This window comes from Chitinophaga niabensis (assembly GCF_900129465.1).
GTDB classification, from domain to species: Bacteria; Bacteroidota; Bacteroidia; order Chitinophagales; family Chitinophagaceae; genus Chitinophaga; species Chitinophaga niabensis.
This window is the reverse complement of the sequence record NZ_FSRA01000002.1, coordinates 2,121,784-2,135,752: the sequence shown is the minus strand read 5'-3', so window position 1 is coordinate 2,135,752 and position 13,969 is coordinate 2,121,784. Positions and strand designations below refer to the sequence as shown.

Here is a 13,969-nt window from a genome sequence, read left to right as displayed (position 1 = left end):
TCAGCATTTCATAAATATACGCTGAGTTATGTATATTCGTTGATAAAGGTCATCTCCACTAATCTAAATTGCGTGAAGAAGTTTATATCCACGATAAACATCCTGATTATATGCTTTTGTGCCCAGGGTCAAAATCAAACAGCATTACCGCAGATCGTTAACTACCACAGCTACGATTACAAAGCCGGTGTGCAAAACTGGGCCATTGAACAAGGCGCTAACGGATTATTGTATTTTGGCAACAGTGAAGGACTCCTCTCCTTCGATGGTAAATTCTGGAGACGCTACCAACTCCCCAATCAAACCATTGTACGCTCTGTAAAAATAGCTGCCGACGGAAAGATCTATGTAGGCGGGCAGGACGAGATCGGTTACTTTTTCCCGGACAACCAGGGCCGGCTGGAATATCATTCCCTGAAAAATCTACTCCCATCCGCAGAAGGCCATTTCTCCGACATCTGGAACATCGCTATTTATAATGAACAGGTTTTCTTCCGTTCCAGGAACCAGATCTTTCACCTGAAAGATGGGGTGATAAGTGTATATAAACCTGAAACAAGATGGGACTTCCTCGGAGAAGCCAATAACCAGCTCTTTGCACAGGAATATAATAAAGGCCTTGTGGTATATGACAACGGCGTGTGGAAACCTTACTGCAATAACCCTATCCTGGATGAAACACCCGTAACCGCCATCCTGGAATATGGCAAAGACACCCTGATGGTATCCACGCTTAAAAAAGGCGTGTACTTCCTTCATAATAATATCCTTACTCCCAAAACCACCAGCATAGACAATATATTCACGAACGACCGCCTCTATTGTACGGTAAAAGTGAATGAAGACTGGTTTGCATTTGGCACCAACTCTTCCGGCATCTTCATTGTAGACAGGAAAGGGAAGCTCATTCAAACTTACTCCTACACAGAAGGCCTGCAGAAGAATAATATCAGGAGCTTACTCCTGGACAGGAACAAAAACCTCTGGATAGGCCTGGACGATGGTATAGACCAGGTAGCCATCAACAGCGCTATTAAATATATCTACCCGGACAAAAAGAAACAGGTAACAGGTTATGCCACCCGGGTTTTCCGGGACAGGTTATACATCGGCACCTCCAACGGGCTCTATTCTTCCCCTCTCGATCTTTCCCGGCAGGACCTCAGCTTATCTGAAAGCAACTTTGCAGAAGTGAATAACTCTACCGGCCAGGTGTGGAGCCTGGAAGAGATCAACGATCAATTGCTGGTAGGGCACGAAGATGGAGGATTTACCGTCAACGGCAATAACGCCACAAAATTATACGCCGCAGCAGGCTCCTGGTTGTTCAAACCTACCAGCCAGGTTTTCCCTGCTTCCCATATTATTGTAGGTACCTACACCGGCCTGCGCGTCATAAAGTTTGATCAGCAGACCTTCAGGGACCTGGGCCGTTTGGATGGCGTTCACGAATCGCTCCGTTTCCTCTCTTTCGACAGTAATACCTCCACCGTATGGGCTTCCCATCCCAACCGCGGTATCTTCAGGATAGAACTTTCGCCAGATCTGGGCAGGATTGTGCGCACTAAATTATACGACAGCAAATCCGGCCTGCCCGGTAATAACGGTAATTATATATACCGTATCAAAAACAGGATAGTAGTAACTGCTTTAAGCGGGATCTATGAATTCAACTCCTCCGCCAACCGTTTTGAACGCTCCGCTACCCTCCACCCGATCTTCAAAGACCTGGATGTGCAATACCTCCATGAAGATAAAGACGGGAACATCTGGTTCATCACCCATAAAAAAGCAGGTGTGGTGGATTTTCACAAACCCGCCAACGGCAAAAATTACTCCGTGGTATATTTCCCGGAGCTGAATGGCATTGTACTCGGCGGATATGAATCCATCTACTCCTGGAACGATGAGAACATCTTCATCGCTGCCAACAAAGGCATCATTCATGTGAACTATAAAAAATACAGCGCCCAGATCTCCCGCCCGGATGTATTCCTGGGGCAGGTCAGGCTTTCTGAAAAGGATAGTCTCCTGTACGGTGGTTATACAAAACAGCAGGCTACCGTACACCTGGGCAGCAAGCTCAACTCCCTTCACTTTGAATACTCCTCCACCATGTTTGAGCAGCTGCGGAACATTGAGTTCAGCTACCAGCTGGCAGGGTTCGACCAGGAATGGTCTGCCTGGAGCACCAAAAGCGAAAAGGATTACACCAACCTCCCTCCCGGGAAATATACCTTTTATGTAAAGGCCCGGAACAACCTTGGCAATGAATCTGCTCCCGTTACCTGGACGTTTGAAGTACACCGTGCCTGGTATAACAGCTACTGGATCTATGGATTATATGTATGCCTGCTGGCAGGGATCATCTACCTCGTATTCAGGTGGCAGCAGAAAAAACACCAGGCAGAACAGCAGCACCTCAATTATTTACATCAGCTGGTGCTGGACAGGAACGAAAAAGAGATCATCAAACTCAGGAACGAGAAACTGGAAACAGATATCAATTTCAAAAACAGGGAACTCCTCACCATGACCATCAACCTCGTACAAAGAGGAGAAGTGCTCACCAAGATCAAGGAGATCATTTCCTCCCTCATGAAAAAAGATACCTCAGACGATAGCTCCCCGGCTTTCCGTAATTTATTAAAGCTGATCCGGGAAGTGGAAAAGAGTAATGAGGATTGGGACCAGTTTGCCATCCACTTCAATAATGTCAATATCGACTTCTTCAATACACTCAAACAGGCCTACCCGGACCTCACAGCAAACGACCTGAAATTGTGCGCTTATCTCCGGATGAACCTCTCCTCCAAGGAAATTGCCCAGCTCCTCAACATCACGCTTAAGGCAGTGGAAATTGCCCGTTACCGCCTGAGAAAGAAATTACTACTACTGCCAGACACCAACCTGGCAGACTTCCTGACCCAGCTCCCAAAAACTTCCGTAAGCGCATAAAGCTTTGTTTATCAAATAATTAACCTACTGCTGTAGGGGCATTGTAGGGCTGAAAATCCGTAGTGCCCGATTAATTTTTCTTTTGTAGGGTTCAAGTAGGGCCCTGTCTAAAACATTCATTCTCTCTTCTCTCTATTTTTAATTTCCAGGTAAGAATCTGATCAATTGCAATTCTTTTTTATTCCCACACTGACGTTAAAAATCTATTGATCCACGTAAAATTCCTAACGAACAAGTCTTAATTCCATGATTAAAAACATTACAATTCAGCGCATCAGGCTGCTGACTGCTGCCTGTCTCCTTCTGGCAGCATTTATGTTTCCCACTGGTCTCCATGCTCAGGGCATTACCGTATCAGGTATTGTGAAAGACGAAAAAGGAGAACTTCTACCTGGTGTAGTGATCCGGGTTAAAGGAACTTCCACAGGCACCACCTCTGGTGCTGGCGGTAAATACGCCATTAATACCGGCATTGATAATGCTACACTTATTTTTTCCTTTATAGGATATGCCACCCGGGAAGTGGCAGTTGGCGGCAGAAGTAACGTAGATGTTACATTGGCTTCCAGCGAAAAATCACTGGAGCAGGTAGTGGTAGTGGGTTACGGTACCATCCGCAAAAGCGACATTACAGGATCCATTTCCTCCGTAAGTTCCAAAGAGATCAAAGCAGTTCCTGCAGCTTCCCTTTCCCAGGCACTGGAAGGAAGGGCAGCCGGGGTGAAGGTGTCCCAGGCTTCCAATGCCCCCGGCGGAGGAATGACCATCCGTATCCGCGGAGGCAACTCCATCCAGGGAGGTAACGAGCCATTATATGTAGTGGATGGTTATCCATTATATAATGAAAGCGGCCCGGCCATCAACCCTAACGATATAGAATCCATGGAGATCCTCAAAGATGCATCCGCCACCGCCATCTATGGATCAAGGGGTGCTAACGGCGTTATCATCATTCAAACAAAAAGAGGAAGGTCAGGAAGGAATAACATCCAGTTCGAAAGTTACTATGGCATGCAAACCGTACGTAAAAAACTGGACCTTCTGAATGCAACAGAACTGGCCACCCTCGTAAATGAAGGTGTAAAGAATGTAAACGCAGATAACCCAACTGCTCCGCCAAGACCACTTCCCTTCACAGATGCACAGATCGCTGCTTTAGGCGAAGGCACTGACTGGCAGGATGCTATTTTCCAGGATGCCCCCATTCAAAACTACCAGCTCACTTTCTCAGGTGGCAACGATAAAACACAATACGCTGTTTCCGGTAACTATTTCGACCAGCAGGGTATTGTGATCAATTCTGGTTTCGGCCGTGGATCCGTTCGCCTGAACCTGGACCAGGAGATCAATAGCCGCTTTAAACTGAGCACCAGTTTAACGGTTACCCGCAGTAAAGGAAAATCTGTAAATACAGATGGTGATGGTGGTGCAGGCGCTGGTGTTGTATACGGCGCGCTCAACTTCTCTCCCACTGTTCCTATCTTCCAGGCAGATGGCAAAACTTACACCGTAAACAACCGCCCCGGAGGTATCCTCATCAGCAACCCTGTTGCCATGGCCAACGAAACCCGGAACAATGCTACCGGTACCCGTTTGCTGGGTAACATCTCCGGAGAATATAAGATAATCGAAGGCCTGGTGTTCAAAGCTTTGCTCGGTGCCAACCTTAACTATAATAAAACGAACTTCTACCTGCCAAGGACCGTTTATTCAGGACTTGCCAATAACGGCAGCGCCAATATCTATTCTTCCCAATATGGCGAATGGCTGAGTGAAAACACGCTCTCCTACAGGAAAACATTTAACAAGATCCATAAGCTCAACGTACTGGCAGGTTATACTTTCCAAATGGCCAACTTTGAAGATGTACGTGCCAGCGCACAAAACTTCTCTAACGACATCCTTATTTATAATAACCTGGGTACCGCGCAGCAGACAAATACCGGCTCTTCCAATAAAAACGACTGGGCACTGCGTTCCTACATCGGACGGATCAACTACGACCTGAAAGAGAAATACCTCCTGACCCTCACCGGCCGGATAGATGGTTCCTCCCGTTTCGGAGAAGGTAACAAGAGTGCCTTCTTCCCTTCAGGTTCTGTAGCATGGCGTGTTTCCAACGAATCATTCATGCATAATGTAAAAGCCGTGAGCGACCTGAAGATCCGTGCCAGCTATGGTTTAACAGGTAACCAGGAAATTGGTCAGTATCAATCACTCGGAGGTCTGCAAACACAGAACTACAGTTTTGGTAATGTACTCACTGTAGGTTATGCGCCTAACCGGATCGGTAACCCCAGGCTGAAATGGGAAACCACCACACAGGTGGATATCGGGTTGGACTTCGCTTTATTCAACAACCGCATCCAGGTTACTGCGGACTGGTATCAGAAGAAAACCAAAGACCTGCTGTATAACGTATCACTCCCCATCACATCCGGGTACTTCACTTCCCTCCAGAACATCGGTAAGGTAAAGAACCAGGGAACTGAGTTAGCGATCAACTCTACCAATCTTACCGGCGAATTCCAATGGAACACCAGCTTCAATATCTCCTACAACAAAAATGAGATCCTTGACCTGGGTGCTGTAACGGGAGATATTCCTTCCGGTGGTGCCAGCGGACACCTGCAATTAGGCAATTCCGGCATCCTGCGTGTAGGGCAGCCAATTGGTGTTTTCTTTGGCCTGGTAACAGATGGAATTTTCCAGAATGCGGAAGAGATTGCAAAGTCTGCACAGAAATCAGCTAAACCGGGAGACCGCAGGTATAAAGATATCAACCCTGATGGTGTGATCAACTCCTCAGACCGTGTGATCCTTGGTCATGCACAACCTGATTATACATTCGGCTTCACTAATAATTTTTCCTTTAAAGGATTTGACCTGAGCATTTTCTTCCAGGGTGTAGAAGGCAACAGCATCTTTAACCTCAACCGTTTTGAGCTGGAATCACAAACCGGTGTAAGTAATCAGCTGGCTTCTGTAAAAGACCGCTGGACACCTGCTAATCCAAGCCAAACCATTCCACGTGCAAGCGCAAACGGCCAGCCTTACCAGGTTACCAGCCGCCAGGTAGAAGATGGTTCTTATATCCGCCTCCGGAATATTCAGCTGGGCTATAACTTCCCTTCCAGCCTGCTTAAACGTGCCGGTTTAACCAATGTAAAGATCTATGTAAGCGCACAGAACCTGCTCACCTTCACAGATTACTCCGGATTCGACCCTGAAGTAAGTCGTTTCGGACAGGAAAATCTCAGCCAGGGAACAGACTATGGTAGCTACCCTGCCTCTAAAATATTCCTGGTAGGTGTTAATATCGGTTTGTAATTAAAAGAATCCATTTAAAATGAAGATCATGAAACGTATCCTCTATATATTCGGACTGGTGGTGATAGCTGCAACTTCCTGTCAAAAACTGGATGAAAGTCCCCAGTCATTTATTTCACCGGAAAATTTCTACAAAACCCGTAACGATGCCATTGCCGCTGTAAGTGCAGCATACGCGCCCGTTCGGAACAATGGTTTTGTTACCCGTAACTACGCCATCCTCGGAGAGATCACTACGGATAACATGTTCCCGCTGCCCAACAACAACGACCGTGTGCAGTTGGATAACTTTGTACATACGCCTACAAATGGTATCCTGCGCGAAACCTGGCAGAACTTCTACCAGGGTATTTCTTACACCAACTTCGTGATAGACTATGTTCCAAACATCGATATGGACGTAGCATTGAGAGACAGGTTAGTAGGTGAAGCAAAATTCCTGCGTGCTTTCTATTATTATCACCTGGTACGTTTGTTCGGAGACCTTCCGCTGATGACCACAGCACTGGCTTCCCTGGATAAACTGACCTATCCCAAACGTGCGCCCAAAGCCGATGTGTATGTACAGATCATAAAGGACCTGAAAGATGCAGAAGGTATACTACCCAATGGTTACACAGGCGCTGACCAGGGCCGCGCTACAAAAGGAGCTGCGCAGGCATTCCTGGCAAGCGTGTACTTAACGCAGAAACAATATCAGCTGGCAGCTGGTAAAGCAGCAGAGATCATGAACAACCCTGCGCTGGGTTATGGACTCTGGGATAGTTATATAGATGTATACGATATCAAAAATGAATTTGGTAAAGAAGCCATCTTTGATGCTCAGTTCTTAAGTGGCCCTTCAGGTCAGGGTGGTAACCTGATCGCCTTCTTTGCACAGGAAAATAACGCGGTAGGTGGTAGAGGCTTCGGTTCCTTTCAGCCTACAGTGGAACTGTACAACAGCTTCAATGCGAACGATGTTCGCCGCACTGTTTTCTTCACCAAAGGAACAGACAACAAATGGTACTGCAACAAATGGATAGATGCAGATGCTAAAACAGAAAATCAATCTGATAATAACTATCCGCTGATGCGTTATGCAGAAGTAGTACTGACCTATGCTGAAGCTTACAACGAAGTGAATGTACCTGTTGACAATAACGAAGCATATAAAGCGGTAAACCTCATCCGTAAAAGATCAGGCTTGCCTAACCTGTCAGGTTTAACACAAGCGCAATTGCGTGATTCCATTCTCAATGAAAGAAGACTGGAACTCTGCTTTGAAGGGCAACGCTGGTTTGACCTGGTACGCACAGATAGACTGGTTAGTACCATGCTGGCAAAAGGCTCCGCTAATGTTAAAGATTTCCACGTCCTGTTCCCTGTACCACAGTTTGAAATCGATTTGAATCCAAACTTGAAACCTCAGAACACGGGTTACCCGCAATAAGCTGAGCTGGCGTTTAATTCTAAGGGGCTGATTGATCTATTCAATCAGCCCTTTTTTTATTAAATTTATTACATGAATATCCTGATACTAATAACCCTGGCTACTGCATTCATTCCTGCAGGGCAGATCATAACCGTGAACGGCCCTGTTGATGCTAACCGCCTTGGCAGGACCCTCGCGCATGAACATGTACTGGTAGACTTTATCGGTGCAGACAAAACAAATGAAAACAGGTGGAACAAAACAACTGTACTCAATAAAGTAGTCCCTTATTTCATGGAAGCAAAAAAAGCGGGTGTACAGGCTGTTGTTGAATGCACCCCTGCATTCTTAGGAAGGGATGTACGGCTGTTAAAAATGCTCTCCGATAAAACAGGTATAAACTTCATTACTAACACCGGGTATTATGGTGCCCGTTCCAATAAACACCTTCCTTCCTGGGCATTTACCGAAACAGCAGAACAACTGGCTGCCAGGTGGATTGCGGAGTTTGAACATGGAATAGACGGCACCGGCATCAAACCGGGATTCATCAAGATCAGTGTAGATGGCCCCGCGAATGGTCTCACGGAGGTCCATAAAAAGCTCGTTCGTGCTGCTGCTATTACACATCTGAAAACAGGGCTCATTATTTATTCTCACACAGGCCCTGCCAGGGCTGCATTTGAGCAACTGGAAATACTAAAAGAAATGAACGTGAAACCGGATGCCTTTGTATGGGTACATGCGCAGGCAGAGAAAGATAAAACAATGCATATCCGTGCAGCAAAAATGGGAGCATGGATTAGCCTGGACAACATAGGTGTAAATAATGATTATTACCTGGAGGCATTGGCAGGATTAAAAGAAGCCGGGTTATTACATCGGGTGCTACTATCCCACGATGCAGGATACTATAGGCCGGGAGAACCGGATGGTGGGGATTTCAGGGGATATACAGAGATCTTCCAACTACTGAAAGGTTTTTCAGCAGAAGATATTGAACAACTGATCATTAAAAATCCTGCAGAGGCATTAACGGTAAAAAAGAGATGAAGCTGGTTAGCTTCATCTCTTTTTTATATTATTGTTTTACCAGTTTCAATACAGTCCGTTCTTCGTCCTGCTTTACTTCTGCAAAATAAACACCGGGCTTAAGTTCAGCACCAAATCTAATCAGCTGGCCTGCAGGTGTGGATAGTTGTTGGACCAACCTTCCTGCTACATCCATGATCCTGATCTGCACCAACTTTTCTCCCCCTGGTATTATAAGCGTAAACTCATTACTGCTGGGGTTGGGGAATGCTTTGATCCCCACTTCCGTATCCGTGATCTTACCCAATCTGCTCATGAACTGCGGCGCAACCTGGATAGTTGACCAGGTACCGATCTCCTGGTAGCTGGCAGTTGCAGGGATTGTTTTACTGCTTACTGTATTCCCTGCAGATGATTGAAGAGCATATTGCTCCCGCAGGTAAAAGAAATTCCCATCCGGACTTACCGGTGTGAATTTATCCATCCTGGTGTATCCCTTAGAAAATGCAGTGGTGGAATCTGCATTGTACCAGAGCTTTATTCCAAAACTTCCATGTGCATCATGCCGCCGTGCCAGCAGTTTTACCTCCAATACATCAGCAGGTGTGTAAACGATACTATCTGCGTTGATGGGTATAACAATCTTTCTGCTATTGTTCAGATCTTTACCTGAAATGGTCTGATCTGTCAGCGTGCCGGAACCAACCAGCGCACCATTTAGGTACAACTGTGCCTGTATATCAACCTGCCGTCCATGACTGCTGTTGTTGGTAGTGCCGGCAAAAATAGTTACAGCACCAAGGGAACTCTTCAGGTATTCCACTTTCACTGCCTGTGTAGCCGTTGCACTATTACCACTACGGTCTGTTGCCGTCCATGTAACAATTGTATTACCTACAGGGAAAGATGCAGGGGCATTGTTAGTAATGCTCGCAATACCTCCGTTATCCATTACTACCGGCGTACCAATATTCACCACTGTTGGAGATGATGCTGTGGTGGTGGTAATAGCCGGCGGAGCCAAGATCACCGGAGCAATAGTATCAGCGATCACCACAACCGTTATGGAATCAGACCATGTACTCAGTTGTGTACTGTCTGTTACTTTCGCCTTTATACCATAAGTACCCGGTGCAACATCTTCCCAGCTCCATTGATAAGGAGATGATGTAACAGTAGTTTTCTTTTCTCCATTCACATAGAACTGCACACTATCCACCTGCTGATCATCACTGGCATTGGCTTGTATAGCAACAGTGTTGTGTTCGGTCAATGTATCATTATTGGCGGGTTGTGTTAAGGTGATCTTCGGATAAGTATTGATCAGCAAGACCGGTTTCAGTTTAGCATCTGCTACTTCTTTTGAATGGAAGCTCGCATCGTTGGTTTGCCCGGACACTGTGGAAACAATCACCAAAGACAACACCTTATCACCATTGATCTCTTCTATCACCTGGTTACTGATATCCCATTCCGCAGCACCTGTCCGCTTCCCTTGCAATGTAGCCAGCAGTACAGCATTGGCTGGTTTATTATTCCAGTTGATACCTGTTTCCGTCCAGCTGTCATCTGCACTTTTCCATACCTGCCATTGTGTACCGGCGATAGCCGTACCGGCACCTGATAACTGCAAACGAAGTTTCGCCGTACCCGGGTCAGTAAAATCATGCAGATCGAATTTGAGGTAAGTGATCCTGCTGAATCCGCTGTTGCCATCTTTCTTTACCACTAATCCGGTTGCAGTACCATAATTGGTGGCGGCTGTTCCTCCATCGCGCACATAAGCATCCGCTACCGGGAACAATCCGCCGGCAACAATACTAACAGGGGATGATGTAGCGGTATCACCGTTTTGATAGATCGCTTTCGCCGTCAGTGTATAACTACCCTGTGTTGCATTTTGCCAGGAGAAACTGTAGGGCGCTGTGGAAGACGCTCCTATCTTAATACTATCTGCATAGAACTCCATCTTCGTAACAGCACTACCTGTAGCAGCGGCATTAGCATTGATAACGATAGCTGTGCCGGATGGGAAAGAGGTATTCTCTACGGGAGAAGTAATCGATACAGCATCCATGGTTACATTCACCGCAGCTGAAGTAGCAGCAGCCCCACTCAAGCTGGTAGCCTTTGCAGTTAAAACATAACTACCCGGGTTAACACTGTTCCATGCATAACTGTAAGGAGCTGTGCTATCCTCTCCCAGTTTCACCGCCCCCTGGAAGAATTCCACTTTTCGGATGCCTTCAGGCCCAAAAGCGGTAGCGGAAATATTGATATTCGAACCTGCAGGGAAAACGGCATTGGCAGCTGGGGAAGTGATCGTAGCCGTAAGGTCTTCCCGCAAAGTGGAAGGGTCTGTTACCGGCGCCGGATATCCCAATGCATTGATCTCATCATACACGGATTGATTCACATTCAGTCCCCAGTTCCTGAAGAACTGCCCCAGGTTCTTTCCGCTGATCTGGCAGGCATACAACATGAACGTACGCATTTCTACTTCATCAGTACCGGATGAAGGTGCTTCTTCCCGAACACGTTTATGTAACGTATGATAGAACGCATCCCCATATGCGAGCCATAATTGATGGAACATACCCAGGCGCATAAAAAGCGAAACGCTGCTGGCGTTAAAGTTCTTTGAAGCTTGTGGTTGTGCCAGATAATTCATGATACTGTTCCAGTCGCTCGTGCTCATGCCCTGCTGCCCGGGATGGATAGCCCGTTTCGCCGCAAGGGAATAAATGTTCACGCATACTTCTATACAGGTGCTCCAGGTCCAGGCGGAATGCTGGTGGTGATGCCCCAACTCATGGAAAACACCCCAGCCACCATCCTGCAGGATATAGGAAGGAGATAGAATCCAGTTGATGTTCACTGTCGGTATCCTTACACGGCCTAAAGATGTGGCATCAGGATTTCCGCTGGCCTTTTCCAGCATCATTAATTTATTGCGGGAAAAAGGAGCATGTACAGGCGCACTATTATCCAGCCCGCTAATGTCCCCTTCAGCCTGCATCACGCGATCCATAAGCGAAAGCAGGGTATCCTGGTTTTCATGCTGGTACTGTTCCGCCTTTACCTGCGATACCACAATAAATACCCTGTCCGCTATCAGGGTAACGTTGGGAGATGCGGTGTCCGCAGCCAGCATATCCAGCCAGTCCTGGTGTGTGGTAGTGCCTTTTATGTACAGCGGCATCTGTTGATACCCGCTTTGAAAAGTGACCCTTACCTTATTATTGCCGGAAGGGGTTGCGGAAGAATACTGCAGATACAGATCTCCCCCATTGGCATTGGTGATGGTATTCACCCCGGCCACCAGGTCGTAGGTGGTGACCGTTTGCCGGTCGTACGTACCAACAATTAACTTAGGCATGCCCGAACCGCTTACCTGCTCTACATTCAATACCAGGGGAGTATTGGCTGTAGCTCTCAAACCTACCGGTTCAAAATCCGCCATCTGGAGGGAGGTTTTTATCCGGCCTGTTTCTGTGGCAATATTCGGGATCTGTGTTAATTCCCACACCGTTCGGGAAACCATAACGGGACCTTCTTTAAAAGACGACAATACAAATAACAATAATACGAGTAACGTGTTCTTCATATAGATCTTGATTGGGTTTACAATGGAATAAAACTACCCTTTTACGTTCTGACAGATACCTGTCAAAACGTACTTAATTACCCGTTAAAAGTATCATTCTATAGGAAGTCGTTTTTTACAAAGCCCTGATATTCATCCGATCGTGATCTTCCAGATACATCTGTACCCATAATCCGCCACATAAATGAGCCCTGCATTCCTGACGGCTACACCCCCCGCCTGGTTCATCCGGATGGCTTTGGCCAATGTTTCATAAGCATCCCCGGGCACTACTAAAATGGGCGGCATCACATAACTGCTATCCCTTGGCCCTGCAAAAGGACAGGCACAATAAGCAGCCGTTTCAAAATGCCCCACGCCTGCCAGGGTAATCACTGCTCCGGTATTACTCACCCGGCGAAGCGCTCCATTTGTTCCATCCGCCACGTAAAAGTAAGTGTTCAGGGAGGCGATCGCTTTAGGATATGAGAACTGCGCCACATTGCCGGTGCCATCATTCAGGCCTTCAAAAGAAGTTTTACCTGCCAGCCTGGAAGCAATACCTCCCGGCGTGATCTTTGTGATGCCCTGGAAAAAACCGGAGCTGCCACTTACATAATGAATATTATTCCCGGCATCGATACTTACACCTGAAGGTATGGCAACCTCTGCCTGGCTCATGGGTTCTATGCGGCTGCCCGGTACAACAGTTACCACACCAGCCGGAGTGATCTTCCGGATCTGTGATGCAAAAGTGATCGTTGCAGTATACAACTCACCTACGTATAAATTCCCACCTGCGTCGATGGTCATTCCCTGGCCTATTTCAGATGTTCCGAAATCGCTGACCAGGTTACTTCCAAAACGGAAGGATGCAGCCGTACCAGTTCCATCTGTATTACCCGCAGTGCCACTTCCCGCCAATACACTGATCGTAGTTGGACTGGCAAGATTGATAGCCTTTACCTGCTGGCTGGTGGCGTCAGATACATACATCAACCCACGGGTATTATCAATCGCAATCCCTACCAGTCTGCCGAATTCATTTGCCATGCCCGCAAAATCAGTGGTAACGCCGGCAGGTGTTACTTTTTTGATCAGGTCGTGACCAGTGCGTTGATCTATCACATAAATATTCCCCGCTGCATCCAGGGTCATTTCTGCCGGAAGGTTAAATGTTCCTTCCTTGGTGCCTGCCAGCACAACCCCTCTGACAGTAGGCCTGTACAATACACAGGCACTGCAGAGCTGCCAACGGGTATTCCTGATCAGTAATGATATGTCAACCCCTGTGAGCTCAATATAATTTAACATGGGTAAAGAAAGGAGTACATAGTCGCCCTTTGCCTCTTTGATCTCCGCTTCCTGCTTATCGATGAAAAACTTTCCTTCCTGCCGTATCGGTAAGTTTTTAAATTCCGGCGAAACAAGTTTGATGAGCATACCTGCATATATCGTTTCAACAGGTTTACCGGCGATGTCAGTAATAGTGATATCAATGTCTTTGGGGAGTTGGTTTCCGGGGATGCGTTCACATGCACTGAACACAATAGCCAATGCCGAAAGCCAAACAAACATTTGCTTTTTCATGTTGGGGTGTTTTTGTTAATTAAATGGAATACGCGCAGGCTTTTCGCAGGGTGGCTGGT

6 protein-coding genes are annotated in these 13,969 nt (G+C 46.8%); 4 read left to right on the top strand and 2 right to left on the bottom strand.

All coding sequences use genetic code 11. From position 1 onward, the window contains the following. Positions 1-72: 72 nt before the first annotated feature. From BUR42_RS25955 to BUR42_RS25940, 4 genes are all read left to right on the top strand, one after another. A complete protein-coding gene (locus tag BUR42_RS25955; protein WP_074243228.1) occupies positions 73-2,958 on the top strand; it encodes a triple tyrosine motif-containing protein in 2,886 nt (961 codons plus the stop codon). A 246-nt stretch (positions 2,959-3,204) separates the two neighbouring features. Next, the gene (locus tag BUR42_RS25950; RefSeq protein ID WP_074242460.1) at positions 3,205-6,288 is read left to right on the top strand and encodes a SusC/RagA family TonB-linked outer membrane protein; all 3,084 of its coding nucleotides are present in this window, start codon (positions 3,205-3,207) and stop codon (positions 6,286-6,288) included. A gap of 28 nt (positions 6,289-6,316) precedes the next feature. After that, a complete protein-coding gene (locus BUR42_RS25945) occupies positions 6,317-7,720 on the top strand; it encodes a RagB/SusD family nutrient uptake outer membrane protein (RefSeq protein ID WP_074243226.1) in 1,404 nt (467 codons plus the stop codon). Between the two features lie 72 nt (positions 7,721-7,792). After that, positions 7,793-8,755, top strand: a complete 963-nt coding sequence (locus BUR42_RS25940; protein ID WP_074242459.1) for a phosphotriesterase family protein — start codon at positions 7,793-7,795, stop codon at positions 8,753-8,755. Between the two features lie 28 nt (positions 8,756-8,783). Here the strand turns inward: BUR42_RS25940 and BUR42_RS25935 are convergent, their stop codons facing one another. Both BUR42_RS25935 and BUR42_RS25930 read right to left on the bottom strand, forming a co-directional pair. Further along, on the bottom strand, positions 8,784-12,341 hold the full coding sequence (locus BUR42_RS25935; RefSeq protein WP_084185827.1) for an Ig-like domain-containing protein: 3,558 nt from the start codon (positions 12,339-12,341) through the stop codon (positions 8,784-8,786). Positions 12,342-12,473: 132 nt separating this feature from the next. Then, the gene (locus tag BUR42_RS25930; protein ID WP_074242457.1) at positions 12,474-13,910 is read right to left on the bottom strand and encodes an NHL repeat-containing protein; all 1,437 of its coding nucleotides are present in this window, start codon (positions 13,908-13,910) and stop codon (positions 12,474-12,476) included. Positions 13,911-13,969 lie beyond the last annotated feature (59 nt).

What these genes read in the sequence shown, in the direction of transcription:
- BUR42_RS25950 (WP_074242460.1), top strand. Translation starts at nt 3,205, where the DNA reads ATGATTAAAAACATTACAATTCAGCGCATCAGGCTGCTGACTGCTGCC.
- BUR42_RS25930 (WP_074242457.1), bottom strand. Translation starts at nt 13,910, where the DNA reads ATGAAAAAGCAAATGTTTGTTTGGCTTTCGGCATTGGCTATTGTGTTC.
- BUR42_RS25940 (WP_074242459.1), top strand. Translation starts at nt 7,793, where the DNA reads ATGAATATCCTGATACTAATAACCCTGGCTACTGCATTCATTCCTGCA.
- BUR42_RS25935 (WP_084185827.1), bottom strand. Translation starts at nt 12,341, where the DNA reads ATGAAGAACACGTTACTCGTATTATTGTTATTTGTATTGTCGTCTTTT.
- BUR42_RS25945 (WP_074243226.1), top strand. Translation starts at nt 6,317, where the DNA reads ATGAAACGTATCCTCTATATATTCGGACTGGTGGTGATAGCTGCAACT.